The sequence below is a fragment of the Armatimonadota bacterium genome (genome assembly GCA_031459765.1).
GTDB lineage: Bacteria > Sysuimicrobiota > Sysuimicrobiia > Sysuimicrobiales > Kaftiobacteriaceae > Kaftiobacterium > Kaftiobacterium secundum.
Genome location: JAVKHY010000013.1, coordinates 1 through 18,312 on the forward strand (window position 1 = coordinate 1; position 18,312 = coordinate 18,312).

An 18,312-nucleotide genomic window follows, 5' to 3' on the forward strand; every position below is an offset into this window, starting at 1 on the left:
CCCGAACAGGACCACGGAAACCGCGTAGGTGGGATGGCCGAGCAGGAGGATGCCCTGCTGCATCAACGGGATCTCCACGAAGAGATAGCCGGCTCCCAGGAGCAGGAAGTAGACCAGGACCGTCCCGGCCCGCGCCGGGACGGTCCCCAACCGCCGGAGCGGCCACAGGACGAGGAGGATCGAGAGGAGGAGCGTGACGGCAAAGGCGCCCAGGATCACCAGGTAGCCCCCTCCGCCGAAGGGCTGCCACGTCCGCCCCAGGCCGGCCAGGATGGCCGGCACCTGCTGACGCCGGAAGAAGTGGAAGAAGAACGGCCGGCTGTCGGTGGCCGGAGCGATGTCGAAGGGACTGTCCTCGATGTACTGCCGCCGTGTCGCAGGGGCCAGCATCGCCGTGAACGCGGCGCGGTAGACGTCGACGGGCAGCACGTTGAAGCGGTTGCTGGTCTCGGGGCCGAGCCCCGGCGCGTAGATCACATCGAACCGGCGGGAGGCGGCGAAGGCGGCCAGCCGGGCGACCTCGGCCGCCGTCCAGGGCCGGCGGCCGAGGAAGAGGGTTGCCGTGTGGAGCGAGCGGACCGCCGCGAGGTGTGCGGCGGGCGCGAGCCCCAGCTGCTCCAGGGCGACGGCGGCGGCGGCCCACACCTTCACCTCCTCGCTGGGCGGCTGCTGCAGCCAGCGGGTCACCACCAGGATGCCGTCGGCGGTCAGACGGTCGATCAGATCCCGGAAGGCCTCCACCGTATACAGGTAGTGCTCGGTAAGCGAGTAGGCTCCAGAGGCGATGACCTGGAAACTCTCGCGCGGGGGCAGATGGACGACATCGAAACGCGCCTTCTCGCGACGGAGGAAGACCCGGACGTCTTCGCGCACCACCCTCAACCGCGGATGCCGGAAGACCGACGGCGCGGCGCCGACGGCGGCCTCCAGCACCAGCGGATTGGACTCGACGACGACCACCTCCGGCATCCCGTGGCGCAGGGCGCCGAGGATTTCGAATCCCGCCCCGCCGTCGAGGACCAGGGTAGGTCCGCGGCGCAGGGCATAGACGGCCGAAGACGGGATGAATGCGGTGAGCGCGGCCTGCGCCATCCCGGGCAGCGGCCGCGGCGCGTCGCCGTCGAGCGTCAGGATCGTCGTCGGCGGCACCCGCCCGCGGTAGGCGGGGCTGAGGCCCGGGACGGCACGGATCGCCCCGCTCGCCACCACGTCCACCCTGGAGACCGCGTTCGACCGGCTGAAGGTGATGCGGGCGTCGGGGAAGAGGGCGTACTGGCTTAGGGCCTTATACGGCGAGAGCCGCAGCGGCGGGGTCACCGTCAGCGACGCGGCGAGCAGAAGCGCCGTCAGCGCACCGGCGGCGGGGACCAGACGGGAGGGTCTCGGCCACAGGCATCCGGCGCCCGCCGCTCCCAGCCCCGCCGCGGCGAGCAGCGCAGCGGGAGCCGGAGCGACCTGCAGGATTCCCACAGCCAGCAGGCAGCCGGCACCGGAACCGACCAGAGAGGCGGCGTAGACCGACCCGGCCTCCTGCGGCCGGGCCGCCAGCGCCCCGCCGACAGCCAATCCCGCGCAGAGGAAGGGGAGGACCATCGCTGCCAGCTGCGCCGCCAGGTAGGCAAACTGCACCGGCTCCAGGACGATCCGATAGGCGTCGAAGGGCACGAGGAGCAGCGCGCCGTAGGCGGCCGCAACAGCCGCCGGGAACAGACCGGCGGCGCAGGCGGACACCGTCTCCCCGGCCCGGTCCCTCCCGAGAATGGTGAGCAGGGTGCCGCTGGCCCCGTACCCCAAGAGACCGATCCCCACGGCCAGGAAGGCGAAGTGGTACCACTGCACGATGGAGAAGATCCGGGTGAGCGCGATCTCCATCAGCAGGCCCGCCGCCGAGACGAGCCCGATGCCGACTCTGGACCGCAGGCGCATCGCCGTGACCCGCAGGCACTCTTCCTGCCGCGCCGACGCCTTCCTCCGCGCTCCGCGGCGGGGAGGAGGAAACTCGCGGCACCTGTCGAAAACCGCGGCGCAGCCACGGGGTCTGAGCAGATCGGGACTCAGTGCGTCCACTTCAGGGAAACGAGGGGGAGGCGAAGATGGAACGCGCTCGTTGCAGGCGGAGGGGGCTCGCTCCGATCCGGATGGTCGTCGCGCTGTTCGTGCTCGCGGTACTGTTCGCCGGATCCGGAGGCGCGACGACGGCGCCGGCTTCGGCGGGAGCGGCCACACCGATAACGCTGGCCATCCTGCACTTCAGCGTGATCAAGGGGACGACCTGGTCCGGCGCCCATCACCGCGCCGCCCAGCGCATCGCCCAGAAGTACCCCAACGTGAAGTACGTCTACCGCGAAGAGGTGGGGCCGGACTCCACCAATCCCTTCGCCGAAGAACTCATCCGGCAGGGCGCCAACATCGTGGTGGGCAACGCGGAGTTCATGGGGCTGCCGCTCCGGGACATTGCCGACAAGTACCCCAACGTCTACTTCGCTTCGGTCGTGGCCAGCGACATCAGCACCAAACGGAACTTCATCCGGTTCTTCCCCCGGCAGTATCAGGCGCTCTACCTGGAAGGGCTGATCGCGGCGGCGCTCACCCGCACCGGCAACATCGGCATCGTCTCCGCCTTCCCCAACATCCAGGTCATCCGACGCACCGCCGGCTTCTACCTGGGCGTCCAGGACGGGGCGAAGGCGCTCAACAAGAAGGTGAACGTCTATGTGAAGTACGTGGGCGACTGGTACAAGCCGGCCGAAGAGCGGGAGATCGCCACGACCCTGGTCACCCAGTACAAGGCGGATGTGATCACCCAGCAGACGGACTCCGGCTCGCCGCTGGACGTGGCCCAGGAGCGGAAGATCTGGTTCGTGGGCAAGGACATGGACACCGTGGGGTTCTACAAGTGGTCCAGCACCGACACGGTGGCGGTCTCCTTCGACACCCGCTGGGAGGTCCTTTACGACCGCATGGTGCGCGACTTCATGGCCGGCAAGCAGAACCCGGCCAACTTCCTCTACCTCGGCATGAAGGACACCATGACGCTGGCCGACGGCACGGTGGAGAGCGCCGTGGACATCATGAACAACCTGAAGGTGGGCGTGGACGCCATCAGCCCCAAGGCCCGCCCGCTCATCCCGGCGTCGATCATCACCCTGGTGCGGCAGCGGCGCGACCAGATGATGAAGGGCACCTGGGATCCCTTTGAAGAGCACGCCTTCGTCAGCAACGGCACCGGCCTGGCGCTCAAAGATCTCCCGATCCCGGCCAAGGGGACGGTGGTGAAGAAGGCCGGGACGAAGCCCACGGACCAGTGGCTGCTCGGGAAGTTCAACTTCGACCTCGAGGGGATGACCATTCTGAAGTAGCGTCGGCGCCGCACCTGGGTTACGGCGTGCGGGGCATGGGTCTGCGCTGCCAGCACCGTTGCGGCTTCTCCGCCCGGGAGAACGGGCCCGGGCGGAGAAGCCTTTTTGGGGTGTGATGCTGTGACCGCGTCCGAGCCCATCCTCGCCGCCCGAGGGATCACCAAGCGCTTCCCCGGGGTGCTGGCCCTGGACCGGGTGGACTTCGAGGTGTACCCCGGGGAGATCCACGCCGTCCTGGGCCAGAACGGCGCCGGCAAGACCACGTTGATGAACATCCTGTTCGGCCTGGTCCAGCCGGATGACGGGGTGCTGTACCTCGAGGGACGCCCGGTGCGCTTTCGCTCCCCCCATGACGCCCTGGCCCGGGGCATCGGGATGGTCCACCAGACCCGGCGACTGGTGGCCGCGCACACCGTGCTGGAGAACATCGTGCTCGGACATCCCGCCCTGCGCGGACTGCTCAACCTACGCCGCGCCCGCGCCGAGGTCCAGGCGCTGTGCGACCGCTACGGCGTCGCCGTGGACCTCGGGGCGCGCGTCTGGCAGCTCTCCGAAGGCGAGCGGCAGTGGGTGGAAATCCTCAAGGCCCTGCACCGCGGGGCGCGGATCCTGATCCTCGACGAACCGACGTCGGTCCTGACCCCGCCCGAGGTGAAGATGCTGCTGGCCGGGCTGCGGGCCATGGTCCGCGATCAGGGAGTCACCGTGCTGCTGGTCACCCACAAACTCCCCACCGTCATGGCCGCCAGCCGGCGCGTCACGGTCCTGAGGTCGGGCCGCGTGGTGGCGCACCTGCCCACCTCCCGGGCCACGGAGGACACGCTGATCCAGCACATGATCGGCCGCGACGTGGTCTCACCCACGGGAGGCCGGTCGCCGGGGGCCGGCCCGCCGCTGTTGGAGGTGGAACACCTCGCCGCCTTCAACGACAAGGGACTGCTTTCGCTGCGCGGGATCAGCTTCGAGCTGCGGGCAGGGGAGATTTTGGGCGTGGCGGGCGTGACGGGGAACGGTCAGGAAGAACTGGCCCAGGTCCTGGCCGGCCTGCGCCCGGCGGCCGCGGGACGCCTGCGCCTGGCCGGCCGAGATGTCACCCACTCTTCGCCGCTGGAGCGCTGGCGGCTGGGCGTCGGCTACATTCCCGCGGAGCGCACCGAAGTGGCGTCCATCGCCGCCTTCTCCCTGGTCGAGAATACCGCCCTGACCTACCACTTCGACCCGGCCTTCACGCGCCGCGGTCTCCTCGACGAAAGCGCGCTGACGCATCTCACCCGGCGCATCATGGCCACGTTCGGCGTGAAGGCGCCGCACCAGCGCGTTAGGGCGCAGCACCTGTCGGGCGGGAATCTTCAGAAGCTCATCCTGGGCCGTGTGCTCTCCCGCAACCCCCGACTGGTCATCGCCCACCTGCCGACCCAGGGGCTGGACGTGGAGGCCGCCGCCTTCGTCCGCTCCGCCCTGCTGGACGCCAGGGAGGCCGGCGCGGCCGTCCTCCTGATCTCGGAGGACCTGGACGAAATCCTGTCGCTCAGCGACAGGGTGGCGCCGATCTACGAAGGGCGCCTTATGGCCGTGCTCCCCCGCCACGGGGCCGACGCGGAGGCCGTGGGGGCCATGATGGCGGGGCGGTCGATGCAGGAGGCCGGCGTGCCGTGAGGCTGGGCCGGTTTGAACTGCTGCTCGAACCCCGGGCGCAGCTGTCGGCGATCTCCGCCGTCCTCACCGCCGTCCTGGCCATCGTCCTGGCCCTGGCGCTGAGCAGCGTCCTCTTCATGTCGGCCGAAGGCGGCGTCGTCTCGGGGTACCGGGTCCTCTTCTCCTACGCCTTCTTCAACCTCTCCGGCCTGCTGGCCACCCTGCAGCGTGCGGTCTACCTCCTGTTCTGCACCTATGCCTTCCTCGTGCCGCTGCGGGCGGGGCTGTGGAACATCGGCCTGCCCGGCCAGGTCTTCGCCGGAGCGCTGGCGGCCTTCGCCGTCCCCCTCCTCCTGTCGCCGGGCCGCCCTCCCGCGCTGCCGCCCGCCCTCGTCATCGGCATCATGGTGGTCGCCGCCGCCGTCGCCGGGGCGGTGCTGGGCGGATTCTCCGGCATTCTGCGGGCCCGGCTGCAGGTGAACGAGATCCTGGTCACCATGATGCTGAACTCGATCTTCTTCTGGCTGGTCTCCTACATGATCAAGGAGGGAGGCCCGCTCATGGGGGCGACGGCCGAGGGGGAGAGTTTCAGCCTGCCGCCCGCCCTGTACGCGCCCCTCCTCGGCGGCCTCCCCTTCACGGCGCTGCTGGCGCTGGGCGCCGCGGTCTGCCTGGACCTGCTGTTCGCGAAGACGGCGCTGGGCTACCGCATCCGGGCCCTGGGCGAGAATCCGGCGGCGGCACGGTACGGCGGCATCCTCCCTGTGGCCCTGTCGCTGACGGTCTTCGTGCTGGGCGGCGCCTTCGCCGGCGTGGCCGGGTACCACTACTTCGCCGCCCTGCCGGGCCTCTACAAGATCCCGGGGAACTACGGCTTCTACGGGGACCTGGCCTTCTACGGCATCATCTCGGCGTTGATCGCGCGCGGGTCGTCGCTGGCCGCCGTCCCCATCGCGGTGCTGTTCGCCGGCCTGTCGCTGGGCGCCCGGTTCGCTCAGGGGGCGCTGCACCTGCCCTTCGGCGTGGACTATGCGCTGCTGGGTCTCCTCATGATGACCTTCGTGGGCTCGCAGGTCGTGTACAACTTCCGTCTGTCCTGGCGGCGCCTTCCGGCCGGCGCGGCGGCGGCCGTGGCGCCGCGGATTCCGGAGGCCTGAGGGCCGATGTGGGAGCTGCTGGCCCGGAGCCTGGAGGCCTCGACGATCTTCCTCTTCGCGGGCCTGGGCGAGCTCATCGACCAGCGCTCGGGCGTCCTCAATGTGGGGCTCGAGGGCGTCATGCTCTTCGGCGGCACCGCGGCGTTCATCACGGCGCAGACCACGGGCAGCTATCCGCTGGGCTTTGCCGCAGGGCTGGCCGTCGGGGCCCTGCTCGGCGTGGCCCACGGCTTCTTCTCCATCAGTTTGCGCGGCGACCAGGTGGTCAGCGGCATGGGGCTGTGGATCCTGAGTTTCGGGCTGACCACCTTTCTCGGCAGCCGATACACCGGACCGCTGGGGCTGCCGCGCATCCCCGCGGTGGCCGGCCTGTCGCCGTTCTTCCCCCTGGGCGTGCTCCTGATCGCCGCCGGCTGGGTGCTGCTCTTCCGGACGAGCCTGGGGCTGGCCGTCCGCTCCGCGGGGGAGAATCCGGCGGCGGCGGAGGCGTCCGGCGTGAACGTCGCGGCCATCCGCTACCTGTGCGTGACGGTGGGGGGCGCGCTGGCGGGGTTGTCCGGGGCCACCTACACCCTGTCCTACAACCCGGTCTGGACCTACAACTTCCTGATGGGCTGGGGATTCGTCAGCCTGGCGCTGGTCTTCTTCTCGATGTGGAATCCGTGGATTCTGCTGGCCGGCGCCACGCTGTTCGGCCTCATGTGGCAGCTCTCCCTGAGCCCGGAACTGGTGCTGCCGGGCGTCCTCTCCCGCTACATCTGGCGCACGGTGCCCTTCGCCATCACCATCCCGATCCTGGTCGTCATCTCCACGTCCTGGTTCCGCACCCGCTGGGGGCTGGCCCGCCCCGAAGCGCTGGGGCGACCCTACGTCAAGGGCTAACCCCTCACCTGCTCTTCGACCACACGATGCCCACGCGGTTCTTCATCCGGATGGATCTGCCCACCGGGTCGTAGAGGAACGCCCAGCGATACCGCTGCTCACCGTCCCGGTAGAAGACGGTGTACAGCGTCAGGGGTCCCTGACGGCGCGATTCGACCCTGTCGATCGGGTGCGACGAAGAGCCGCCCTCCCCGGTTCCGAAGACGATGGCGTCGGGCCGCAGCTCGAAATACCGGTCGGCGTAAGGCGGCGTCGGCGTCCGCCACACCCCGACCAGCTCCTCGGGCACCGTGGAGGAGCGCCGCGTCCCGCACCCGGCCGTCAGCGCCACCAGGACGACGGCCACGGCCGCCGTCACCCTGCTCATCGGGACTCCCCGGGCGCCGGCTGCGCCCCCACCGGAAGGAGACCTGCCGTCCCGGCATCCCGCGCGGAACGCCGTGCCGCCCGCTGGCCGGACCAACGCGCCGGGTCCCCGGCCACCACCTGGAGAAACGCCTCGACCACCCGCGGGTCGAACTGTGTTCCGGCGCCCTTCCTGATGACCTCCACGGCCTGCTCGGGATGCAGACCGCGCCGGTACGGTCGGCTGGAAACCAGCGCGTCATAGGTATCGGCCACAGCCAGCACGCGGGCGTGCAGGCTGATCGCCTCCCCCTTGAGGCCTTCAGGATAGCCTGATCCGTCGAACCATTCGTGGTGCTGGCGGACGATGGGCAGGCACGCCTCGAACCCGGGGATCGGCTCCAGGATGCGCGCTCCGATGGCGACGTGCGCCTGAACCTCCCGCTGCTCTTCTTCCGTCAGCTTCCCGGGCTTGTCCAGAATGTCCCCGGGGGTGCCGATCTTGCCGATATCGTGGAGCAGCCCGCCGCGACGGAGGATCTCCAGCTCCGCCGCCGACAGGCCCATCGTCCGAGCGATGGCCGTGGCCAGGTCGGTGACACGCTCGGAGTGACCCGAAGTCCACGGCGACTTGGCGTCGATGGCGCGAGCCAGGGCGGTCAAGGTACCCCAATGCAGCTGGCGGAGTTCCGCGACCAGGCGGGCGTTGGAGAGCGCCACCGCCACCTGGTCCGCGACCTGCCGGACCAGCCGCACGTCTTCTTCGGAATGGACCGGGACGGGGTGCCCCAGGCTGATGACCGCGGCGGCCGCCCCGTCCAGGAAGATGGGCGCGACGAGAAAGGAACGCATCCCGCGGGCGGCCAGCGGCGCGAGGTAGGGCGGCAGGACCTCCCGCCCGTCGGGGATCCAGACCTCGGGATGGTCGAACAGATCCCGCAGATCGCCGGGGGCCAGGAGGATCTCCAGGCGGACCTCGCCGTCGACGGCCGTACGGAGATACGTGGTCGCCCCGACCGGCGGGGCACCCTGCAGCAGGCTGATGCTGACGCCGTCGTGGGGAAGGAGGTCGCGCAGGTAGACCAGCACCGCTTCCACGATGCGCGAGGGTTCCCACGAGGAGAGAATCGCCCGGTCGATCTCATTGATCGCCTTTAGAGAGGCGAACTGCCGGCCCAACCGGGCGGTCATCACATTCAGGGAGGCAGCCAGCTCCTGGAACTCGTCGCCGCTGGTGACGGTGACGCGGGTCTGGAAGTCCTGGTTGGCGATCCGTCGCGTCGCCTCGCGCAGCTTCTCCAGCGGCACCAGGTTCCGCCTGATCTGGGTCAGGCTGAGCAGCACCACAACCCACAGCGCCAGGAAGGTGATGAGCAGGAAGAGCCGCCGGAAGTTCGCCAGGGGCGCCAGCACGTCGCTGCGGGCCTGGCTCACGACCACGACCCACCGCGGCGTGAAAAACGCGGGCCTGAGGTAGACGGTCCAGTAGTCGGCCAGGTACTCCCCGTCGTCGCGCACCCACCGGAAGCGCCCCGCCGTGGAGCGGCGCACCGCCTCCAGCGCCTCCTGCGGCAGCACGGGGGGCGGGTCGGAGGAACAGAACAGCACCCGGTTCGCCTGATCGAGGACACAGAGATCGACAAAGGCGGGAAGCCCGTCGACCTCCCACAGGTAGGCCGGCCTGATCTGGCCGACCAGCATGCCCCGCTCCGGACGCGCCGGGTCGACGTTCCGGCTCATGAAGACGCAGGGGGCGGTCTGCCCGCAGGGTGCCGTTGAAATCACGCTCCTCCCGGTCTGCAGGTGTCGGTATTCCTGGGCCGTCAGCGGCCGCGGAGTCTGGATCCGTCCCCGGAGGGGCCGCCGCCGACCGTCGGCGGCGACGAGGTCCACACCTGCGAACCGCTCCTCCAGGTCCGCCTGCAGGGCGGCCGACGGCCCGGTCGGAAAGGCGGCCACGCCGTCCAGCATGGCCGCGATCAGCCGCAGTTCGGCGTCGAGGAAGGACAGTCGCTCGAAGATGCTCATGCCCTGCGCCTTGCTGACCTGGCGGAGTTGCTGCTCGCCGTGGGCCGTCAGCTGCCCGCTGACGTGGTGGAAGGCGAGGACGGCCAGCGCACCGAGAGGCAACAGCGCGCACAGGATGAACAGGGAGAAGATCCGACCGGCGACGCGGCTGCGCAGAGAGGTCGGGTCGAATCTCATCCCCGTCTTCCCTCAGTACTGGGACGCCAGGCCCACATAGGCGCCGTCGTTGGCGCGGATGATGTCGTCCTGACTGACGCCGGCCGTCAGGGCCGGAGCGCTCTTCCCGTCCTTGCCCACGCTGTAGAGGTCGTAGGCCGTGTTGAGCGGCACCAGGAAACGGTCCTTCCGCATCTGCCCTTTGCCCTTGACCTCCGCGAAGTTCAGGTACTGATAGGGCGCACCCCAGGGATCACGGGAGCTTCTCCCGAGGTCGGCGAGCGTGCGCGGCAGCGAACCGGTGGCGAGCTCGTAGGCGCCGATCTCGGACTCCAGGGTGCGGATGTCGGCGACGGCGCGGGCGATCCGGGCCGCCTCCAGAGCGGAGCGGAGATTGGGGACGAGGATGGCGGCGACGGTCAGGACGATGGCGGCGGCGACGACGAGCTCGATCAGGGTGAACCCGTGATGTCGCGGCCCGGGACACCCCGAGTCCGGGGACGCGCGGCGGAGCTCGACCTCGTCGGGCATCGATGAATCCTCGTCTTCCCGGCGTGGCCCGGCGCACCGAGACGATCGTCCTGCCTCCACCTTCCGGCGCACGGGAAAAGTGCAGAGCCACTCCTCCCCAGGCTCCTGGAGCAAGATCGGTGCCGCAAACCGGGCGCCCCCCGACTACCGCTGCCCGAGCATGGGCAGCTCGTACACCGACTTCCAGCCCGGGCTCAACGGCTCTTTCAGGTAGGGCTCCAGCTCCGTGGGATCGCGCAGGGAGATCAGCTCGGGCGGCGGCACCGTCCCGGGCGGGTACCGCTCCAGGATCTCATCGTGCACCAGCGTCAGGTAGCGGAGGATCGCGGCCAGGGGCCGCTTGGCCTTCCACGCCTCGCCCCTGGTGGCCCGCCCCACGACGCCCTGGGGCGTCCCTTTGATCTCGATCGCGGCGTGCCCCTCGCCCTCGCTCCACCGGTGGGGACGGCGGTAGGCGTCCACCGCAGTGTCGAAGTGTCCGCCCGGCAGGAGGGCCACCGGCTCGGTATCCACGGCGTAGGCCATGTCCACCATCTCCGGGTAGAGGAACAGCGACAGCGAGGTCTCCGCCTCATCGGCGTGGACAAAGGGCGTGTCGAAGACGCCGCCCTGCTCCCGGGGGCGGAAGAATTCCCGCACCGCCCGGTGCCAGTCCACCACCCGGAACACTCCGGGCAGCCGGTACCGCCGGCAGAACTCCTGCACCGCGCCCTCCAGAACCCACAGCTGCCCGTGGTTGTTGACGATGATCTGTTTGCGGAAGCCGTCGTTCCACAGCCCCAGCATCACATCGATCATCACTTCCTTTGCCACCTCGTCCCGCAGGATGACGGTCCCGGGCATCCCCAGGTGGTGGTAGGGATGCGCCCCGTACATCAGCGGGGGCAGGGCCAGGTTGACGGGAGCGCCGCGTTTCGCCGTGTACCGTCGCACCCCCTCGCAGATCATGCTGGCATACAGCGTATCCACCGCGCTGACCATGGCCTGACCGTGGTTCTCGGTGGATCCGACCGGGATGAGCACGATGTCGTTCTTGCGGCGGTTGGCCTCCAACTGGTGCCGGATCGTGGTCTGGATGTACGCGCCGGGTGTGGCCCACTCGCACGGGGAGGGCACGCCGTAGTCGGCGAGAATGGCGTCGATCTCCTCGTCGCTGGCCTCCCAGATCGCCCGCTTCAGCCGGCCCACCGCGGTGTCTTCGAACCAGAGATCCGGAGCAGGCCGGCGTGACCCTCCTGTCGGTGCCTGGCTCATGGCAAACCTCCTCCAACCGGATTCCTCTCCCCCATTATCACGTTGCCAGGCCGGACTCCGTCATCGGGCGCGCGCCGGATGATCCGGCCTCACCGCCGCGCCCGACGCCCCGGATCGGCGACAAACCTGATGGTTCTCCTCGGACCCCTCGCGTACACTGGTAGCGGAGGTGGCTGTCATGACCCATTCCGATCTCGCCTCGGGGGCGGCGCCGGGCCGGGAGCAGCTCCTGGCCATCTGCCCGCGCTGCGGTCGTATCTTTGCCCCCACCGCCGGGGCCGGCTGCCCCACCTGCGGGTTCCCGTTGAGCGCCATCCTGGCCCGTCCGTCGGATCTCGCGCCCCGTGGGGGAAGCCCGGCAGACGACCGCGTGAGTGCCGAGGGATCCCGGGCACGGGGGAGCCGTCACTGAGACCATGCGCGCCGTCGTGAAGGCCCGGCCCGGGCCCGGACTGGACCTGGAAGAACATCCTGTCCCCGAGCCCGGGCGCGACGAGGTCCTGATCCGCGTCCGGGCGGCTTCCATCTGCGGCACGGACCTGCATATCTGGCGCTGGGATCCGTGGGCGCAGCGCCGCATCCGTCCGCCCGTGATCGTGGGACACGAGGTCTGCGGCGAGGTCGCGGCGGTCGGCAGCGACGTGACCGGGATCGATACCGGAACGCTGGTCTCGGCGGAGAGCCATGTCGTCTGCGGCGTCTGCGACCTGTGCCGGACCGGGCGGGGCCACCTCTGCCGCAACACGCGCATCCTGGGCGTGGACCGCGACGGCGGCTTCGCCGAATACGTGACGATCCCCGCCATCAACGCCTGGCCGAACCCGCCGGAGATGCCGGCGGAGATCGCCGCGCTGCAGGAGAACTTCGGCAACGCGGTGCACACGGCGTTCCAGGTGGACCTCCGCGCCAGGAAGGTGCTGGTCACCGGCTGCGGCCCCGTGGGCGTGATGGCCATCGCCGTGGCCAAGGCCATCGGCGCGCGGGCCGTTTATGCCACCGACGTCAGCCCCTACCGGCTCGACCTGGCCCGGACCATGGGGGCCGACGCCGTCTGCAACCCCACGGAGTCCAACGTGGTCCAGACCGTCCTGGACCTCACCGAGGGCGAAGGCGTCGATGTGTTGCTGGAGATGTCCGGGGCGCCCTCAGCGCTGCGGGAGGGCCTGGAGCTCCTCAAGCCCGGGGGCGAAGCGGCGCTCCTCGGCCTGCCGGGGCGGCCGGTGGAACTCGATCTCGACACCCTGGTCATCTTCAAGGGCATCACCGTGCACGGCATCGTCGGCCGGCGGCTGTGGGAGACCTGGTACCAGGCCCGCGGGCTGCTGCGGGCCCGTGCCTTCGACCTGACCCCACTGGTGACTCACCGCTTCCCGCTGGACCGGTTCGAAGAGGCCTTTGAGTTGATGGCCTCGGGGCAGTGCGGCAAGGTCGTCCTGGTGCCCTGAGGGCCCGCCGCGGTGGATGCCTGCGGGGTGGCGCTACCCGAAGAGGATGGCCAGGCTGCCCAGCAGCGAGGTCACGCTGCCCACGGCGACGCGCACCCCGATCTCCTCATCCACGGGCAGGAGCCGACGGCTGAGGAAGATGACGAGCAGCACCTGGAGGTTGTAGAGCGCGGAGACGTTGGCCACGGGGCTCCGCTGCAGCGCCATGAACAGCAGCAGGATGGCGGCGGTGTTGCTCAGCGCGCTGATCAGCACGTCACGATTCCCCAGCTCCCGACGGGGGAAGCGCGGCATCCGTACCGAGAGCCAGGTGGCCTGCCCGAGAAAGGCCACGGAGGCGCCGATGGCCGCCCCGAGTACCGGCGAGGGCGTAAGGCTGAGCCCGGCGCGCCTCAGTGAATCGCCCACGGCAAAGGCGACCGCCGAGGCCAGCGCGGCCAGGACGCCCAGGCCGTCGACGCGGGATTGTTGCTGCCGCTCCCGGCTCACCACCAGCCACAGCCCGGCGGTGACCAGGGCCGCTCCGGCCAGCTGGAGGGCCCGCGGCAGTTCCCGCAGAAACACCAGGCCGACCAGCACGGCGAACAGCGTGTTGGACAGCCGGATCGCCGTGGACCGCGAGGGTCCGATCCGCAGCACACTCTGATAGGCCAGGTTCCGCCCGATAAAAGTCCCGGCGACGCCGCCCAGGACGAAGAACACCACGGCGTGCGCGGTGAGCAGGCGATGGCTGCCCCTGGCGATCTCCCAGACGGCCAGACCGCCGAAGACCACGACGTTGGAGAGCATGCTGACGAAGACCCCGACTTCAGGAGCCACCGGGCCGCCGGCGGAGTGGCCGGGAACCATGAACCGCCGGGAATAGACAATGCTCAGGGCAAAGGCCAGGGCGGCCAGAAGCGCCAGCAGTTCCCCTCTCATCACCGTGCTCATGGACAGGACACTGGTGCCGGGGGACGGACTTGAACCGCCGACGCCGGGCTCTTCAGGCCCGCGCTCTACCAGCTGAGCTACCCCGGCACGCTGTTGGCGGGAGCGACGGGATTTGAACCCGCGATCTCCTGCGTGACAGGCAGGTGTGTTGAACCAGGCTACACCACGCCCCCGGATGGACGGCTCCCGCCCAGGGCATTATACCGTCGCCGCGCACGGCGGGTCAACGCAAAGGCGGCAGGCGTTTTCGGGACACGGCGAATAGAAGCACAGCGATGCCCGACCTCCCGGCCACATTGCGCGTCGTCTACGATGCCCGCGGCCACGCTCCGGACGAAGTCGCCCTGGGGGACGTGTACCTCGATCTCGATTTCCCAGACGTCGTGGAGCGGCCCTTCGTCTATGGCAACATGGTGCAGACCTTCGACGGACAGGCGGTGCTCCAGGGACGCGCCTACACCATCGGCAGCGCGGTGGACCACTTCCTGCTGCGCCAGCTCCGGGTGCACGCCGACGCCGTCCTCTACGGCGCCGGGACGCTGCGCCTCGACGACGTGATCGTCACGACGCACCCCCACCTGCAGGAGCGGCGGCGCCGCGAGGGCCGGCCGCCCAACCCGCCGACCGTCGTCGTCTCCGCCACCGCCCGGTTCGGCGATGAGGTCCTGCGGTCGAAGCAGTTCTTCCGGCGGACGGACTTCGACCGGATCGTGGCGACGACATCCCGCGCCTCCGAGGCGGCCCTCAGGCGCCTGCGGGAGCTGGGGGTGGCGGTGGAGATCCTGCCGGCCGGAGCCCACGGGGAGGTGGACCTGACGGCGCTGCTGCGGTGGCTGCAGGCCCGCGGGGTCCACAGGGTCCTCTGCGAGGGGGGTCCCACCCTCAACGCGGCCCTGGACCGCGCCGGCCTGATCGACGAACTGTTCGTCACGGTGGCCCTGCGCCTGGGCGGGGAGACCGGCCGGCCCCGCATCTTCGGCGCGCCGGTACCTTCCCGCAGGCTCATCCCGGTGCAGATCCTGCTGTTCGTGGACGGCGCCGGCCCGCGGGAGATGTACTTCCGACTCCGCCTGTCCCCTCCCTGACGGCCGCGGAAACCGAGCAGTCGTGGAATCCTGCGGGCATTTCCATGGAAGAAACGGGCATACCATCAGGATGGGCCATGACCACGGCAGCGCGTCTCCAGGCAGCGGGCGGCGTTGTGCGGCGCCTCAACGCGGCGGTGAAGTCCCGCCGGCTCTACGGGCCGGGCCACGCCCTCCGCACCCAGACCGTCTCGGCCTTCGTCGCCGGCGTGGCCGGCTACCACGAGCGGTTCGGCAGTTTCGTCCTGGAGACCCATCGCGACGGATTGATCGTTGAGGGCCAGCCCTTCGACGGCGGCGAGTCGGTGCACAACCTGGCGCTGCACCTCTACGCCATGGGCATCTGGCAGCTGATCATCACCCCCGGGCTCACCGAGGACGAAGTGGAACGGCTGCTGGAGGTCGTCACCCTCGACCGGGAGGAGGTCCTCGCCGCCGGCGGGTTCGTCCCCCTGCTGGCGGCGCGCCACATCAGCCATGTGCGCGTCGTCGAGCTGCGGCCCGGCGAAGAGGACGTCGCCCAGATCACCCCGCAGCTCCTCCAGGACCTCATCGCGGGACGGCTCAGTCCCTCCGATCAGGCGATGCTGTTGGGTCTGCTGCGGGCCGGTCCGGACCAGGCGGCCCGGCTGGTCAGCGTGGTGGTGGAACGGGCGAAGCAGGCCTTCCCCGACGCCACAGGCGAGGCGCTGGCCGGCCGAATCTACGAGGCCCTGGCGGCCCTGGACCGGCTGATCGCGGACACGCCGCCCGGAGAGTCCCAGGATCTGCTCAGGGCCCTGGCCACGGCCGTGGCGGACCTGGAGGATCCCACCGACGGCGCGGTGCCCAGGACGATCCTGGGCGCGGCGGCCGAAGACATGTCGGCGCGGGCGCTGCTGGCGGCGATGACCTCCGAGCAGATCGCCCGCATGGTCATCCCCTGCCTGGAAGCGGGAGAGCCCCCGCCCCAGCTCGGCCAGATCGTCCAGGGGCTGCCCTTCGATCCGGACAAGGCCCGGGAGACGCTGGCCCTGATCTCGCAGCGCACGGGGCGATCCTTCGACATCCCGGCGCTGCTGGAAGAAATTTCCGTTCCCGGTTGGATCCGCAACTTCCCCCAGGATCTGGTGGACTTCCGCATCACGGCAGACGACGTGGCCGTCACCGACGAGGAGGTCCAGGCGCTGGCGGGGGAGGCCCGCACCGATGAGGCCTGGATCGCCCGCGAGCACCTGCAGATGCTGCTGCACCTGGCCGCCGCAGAGGAAGATTCCGCGGAACGCCAGGCAGCGCTCGACCTCATCGTCGCCACCGCGATGCGCCAGCCCGGCGCAGGCCAGGGGGAACTCGCCGCGCTGGCGCTGCGCGGATTGGGCGGTCTGGCGGCGGAGGCGGGCGCCGCGGCGGAGGCGGGCCGCGCCGCTCTGAGGTCGCTGCTCTCCCGCCTGGCCCAAGCGCTGGCCGTCCGGGAGGTGTGGACCTGGGCGGACGACCATCCCCTGCTGGTGAACCTGCGCTTGGCGGCCCGCCCGGCGGCGGCCGCCCTGGTGCATCTGCTCCCGCAGGAGCACGACCCGGCGCGGCGACAGGTGTTGATCGCCCTGGCCGCCCGGCTCGGTGATGCCGCCGTCGAACCGCTGGCCGCGCGCCTGAACGACCCCAATCCGGAGCTGGTCCGGCCCATCGTCCAGGCCCTGGGGCAGATGCGGACCGCCGCGGCGGTCCGCGCGCTGCGCGCGGCCGCCGCCCACCCCGCCGTCGCCGTGCGGCGGGAGGCCATGGACGCGCTGCGGACTTCGCAACTCCCCCAGGCGCAGGACACCCTGGTCGCCTTCCTGCGCGACCCCGATCCGGAGGTCCGCCGGCACTGCATCGGCCAGCTCACTCCGGACACCGTGCGGCGGATGACCAAGGACCTGGTGGCGATGCTGGCCGCCCCCGAGCTGGCCCGCGCCCCCGAAGTCCGCCGGGCCGTGTGCGAAGCGCTCGTCCGCGGCCGGGCCGTCGAGGCCATCCCCCAGCTGCGCAGGCACGGCTCGCCTTTCAGACTGCGGGCCGCGGATCGCACCGTGGCCCGTCACGTGCGGGCGGCGGTGGCGGCGCTGGAACGGATGCAGCTTCCGACGACGGCCGCGCCGCGGAGGGCGGCCTCATGATGACCCGCAAGCCGTCGGTGACGGCCACGCTGCTGCGCTACCTGGCCGCGGCCAGCAAACACCGCGCGATGTATCCGACCGACCATCCCCTGGTGCGCCGGTCGATGGACGACCTGGTGCAGGTGGTGGACCTGCTGCTGCGCGACCGGGAAGCCGTCACCTTCCAGATCCACGAGGATACTTTCTTCCTGGACAACGTCATGCTGCCCGAGGAGAGCCTGCGCAACGCCGGGTTGCTGACGGCCTGTCTGGAGCGCGAGATCGGTCTATTCCAGTTCCGCCGGGGCGTCCCCGCTTCCGAGCTCGCCGGCTTCGTCGAGGTGCTCACGACCTCGCCCCAAGCCGTGCGGGCCGCCGGCGGTCCGGCCGCCCTTCTGCAGGCGAAAGGGGCGACCCATCTGGGGATCGAGCCGCCGCGCGCCGCCCGGCCCCACGAGGCGGAGATCGAGGTCGATCCAGGCAACGCCTACGATGCCGGCCATACCGTCGTGCAGGTCCTGCGGGCGCAGGCCGCGCGGCGGGCGCCCCTGGATATGAACAAGGCCCGGATCTTCCTGTCCGCGGCCATCGAGGTCGTCCGGGACAACCGGTTCACCCTGCTCGGCCTGACGGCAAACCGGGACTACGACGAGACCAGCAGCTACCACGCGGTGAACGTCTCCATCCTCTCGCTGCTGCTGGGGTTGCAGCTGGGCCTGCAGCACGAGGCGCTGATGGCGTTGGGAATGAGTGCGCTGCTCCACGACATCGGAAAAGTGCGGGTGCCGCAGCATCTGCTCAGTCGCGCCGCGCCAATGACGGACGAGGAACGGGCCGTCCTCCAGCGCCATCCCGTCCACGGCGCCAGCATCCTGCGGGATATGGAAGGCCTCGGCCGTCTGGCCGCGGTGGTGGCCTTCGAACACCACGCCCACTACGATCTCACCGGGTATCCGACGCTGCCGGGCAAAGCGCATCCCAATATCTTCACCCGCCTCGTGGCCGTCGCCGACGCCTACGATACGGTGACCTGCGCGCGGCGCTGCGCGGGCCGGCCGCTGCGGCCGGAACTGGGGATGAAGTGGATCGCCGCGGGGCTGGGCACGATCTTCGATCCCGTGGCCGGCAAGGTGTTCCTGAAGATGATGGGGATCTACCCCGTGGGCAGTCTGGTGGAGCTCAACACGGGGCGGCTGGCCGTCGTGATGCGCCCCTCCGAGCAGTTCGTGGACCGGCCGCTGGTCCGGCTGCTGCGGGACGGAACCCTGGAGGAGGTCGTCGATCTCGCCGCCGATCCCTCCCGGTGGATCACGGCTGGCGTCGATCCCGAAGACGTCGGGGTGGACCTGGCCGCGCTGCACCGGCAGGCCGCGGGCTAAATTTTC

14 protein-coding genes and 2 tRNA genes are annotated in these 18,312 nt (G+C 70.3%); 8 read left to right on the forward strand and 8 right to left on the reverse strand.

Translation table 11 applies throughout. The annotated features are described in order from the left end of the window. A partial coding sequence (locus tag QN141_12085) for a hypothetical protein (protein ID MDR7559216.1) occupies window positions 1-1,926 on the reverse strand: 1,926 nt, incomplete at its 3' end. A gap of 167 nt (window positions 1,927-2,093) precedes the next feature. Between QN141_12085 and QN141_12090 the strand changes: the two genes are divergently transcribed. The 4 genes from QN141_12090 to QN141_12105 all read left to right on the forward strand — a co-directional run bounded on the left by QN141_12090 (window position 2,094) and on the right by QN141_12105 (window position 7,033). Beyond that, on the forward strand, window positions 2,094-3,359 hold the full coding sequence (locus QN141_12090; protein MDR7559217.1) for a BMP family ABC transporter substrate-binding protein: 1,266 nt from the start codon (window positions 2,094-2,096) through the stop codon (window positions 3,357-3,359). A 120-nt stretch (window positions 3,360-3,479) separates the two neighbouring features. Further along, window positions 3,480-5,015 carry an ABC transporter ATP-binding protein gene (locus tag QN141_12095; protein ID MDR7559218.1) on the forward strand — a complete coding sequence of 512 codons (1,536 nt, stop codon included), beginning with the start codon at window positions 3,480-3,482 and terminating at the stop codon, window positions 5,013-5,015. Continuing rightward, window positions 5,012-6,151 (forward strand): ABC transporter permease, encoded by a 1,140-nt coding sequence (locus QN141_12100; protein MDR7559219.1) that lies wholly within the window; start codon window positions 5,012-5,014, stop codon window positions 6,149-6,151. The genes QN141_12095 and QN141_12100 overlap by 4 nt, the downstream gene beginning before the upstream one ends. Before the next feature lie 6 nt (window positions 6,152-6,157). Then, on the forward strand, window positions 6,158-7,033 hold the full coding sequence (locus QN141_12105) for an ABC transporter permease (protein ID MDR7559220.1): 876 nt from the start codon (window positions 6,158-6,160) through the stop codon (window positions 7,031-7,033). A gap of 4 nt (window positions 7,034-7,037) precedes the next feature. Here QN141_12105 and QN141_12110 read toward each other — a convergent pair whose 3' ends face one another. From QN141_12110 to iolN, 4 genes are all read right to left on the reverse strand, one after another. Further along, window positions 7,038-7,400, reverse strand: a complete 363-nt coding sequence (locus tag QN141_12110; protein ID MDR7559221.1) for a hypothetical protein — start codon at window positions 7,398-7,400, stop codon at window positions 7,038-7,040. After that, a complete protein-coding gene (locus tag QN141_12115; protein ID MDR7559222.1) occupies window positions 7,397-9,583 on the reverse strand; it encodes an HD domain-containing phosphohydrolase in 2,187 nt (728 codons plus the stop codon). The genes QN141_12110 and QN141_12115 overlap by 4 nt, the downstream gene beginning before the upstream one ends. 12 nt (window positions 9,584-9,595) lie before the next feature. Then, window positions 9,596-10,093 (reverse strand): prepilin-type N-terminal cleavage/methylation domain-containing protein, encoded by a 498-nt coding sequence (locus QN141_12120; GenBank protein ID MDR7559223.1) that lies wholly within the window; start codon window positions 10,091-10,093, stop codon window positions 9,596-9,598. Between the two features lie 144 nt (window positions 10,094-10,237). Further along, on the reverse strand, window positions 10,238-11,347 hold the full coding sequence (iolN, locus tag QN141_12125; protein ID MDR7559224.1) for a 3-dehydro-scyllo-inosose hydrolase: 1,110 nt from the start codon (window positions 11,345-11,347) through the stop codon (window positions 10,238-10,240). A 416-nt stretch (window positions 11,348-11,763) separates the two neighbouring features. Here iolN and tdh point away from each other — a divergent pair, with 416 nt between their 5' ends. Further along, the gene (gene tdh, locus QN141_12130) at window positions 11,764-12,792 is read left to right on the forward strand and encodes an L-threonine 3-dehydrogenase (protein ID MDR7559225.1); all 1,029 of its coding nucleotides are present in this window, start codon (window positions 11,764-11,766) and stop codon (window positions 12,790-12,792) included. 33 nt (window positions 12,793-12,825) lie between these two features. Here tdh and QN141_12135 read toward each other — a convergent pair whose 3' ends face one another. The 3 genes from QN141_12135 to QN141_12145 all read right to left on the reverse strand — a co-directional run bounded on the left by QN141_12135 (window position 12,826) and on the right by QN141_12145 (window position 13,898). Next, entirely contained in the window at window positions 12,826-13,713 is an 888-nt protein-coding gene (locus QN141_12135) for a DMT family transporter (protein MDR7559226.1), read from the reverse strand. Window positions 13,714-13,736: 23 nt separating this feature from the next. After that, window positions 13,737-13,812: transfer RNA gene (locus tag QN141_12140), tRNA-Phe, on the reverse strand. A gap of 7 nt (window positions 13,813-13,819) precedes the next feature. Then, window positions 13,820-13,898, reverse strand: a tRNA-Asp gene (locus tag QN141_12145). A 102-nt stretch (window positions 13,899-14,000) separates the two neighbouring features. Here QN141_12145 and QN141_12150 point away from each other — a divergent pair. From QN141_12150 to QN141_12160, 3 genes are all read left to right on the forward strand, one after another. Further along, on the forward strand, window positions 14,001-14,810 hold the full coding sequence (locus QN141_12150; protein ID MDR7559227.1) for a dihydrofolate reductase family protein: 810 nt from the start codon (window positions 14,001-14,003) through the stop codon (window positions 14,808-14,810). Between the two features lie 77 nt (window positions 14,811-14,887). Beyond that, window positions 14,888-16,948, forward strand: coding sequence for a HEAT repeat domain-containing protein (locus tag QN141_12155; protein MDR7559228.1), 2,061 nt, complete (start codon window positions 14,888-14,890; stop codon window positions 16,946-16,948). Beyond that, complete coding sequence (locus QN141_12160) at window positions 16,945-18,306, forward strand: HD domain-containing protein (GenBank protein ID MDR7559229.1); 1,362 nt, start codon at window positions 16,945-16,947, stop codon at window positions 18,304-18,306. Before QN141_12155 ends, QN141_12160 begins: the two co-directional genes overlap by 4 nt. Window positions 18,307-18,312: the final 6 nt, after the last annotated feature.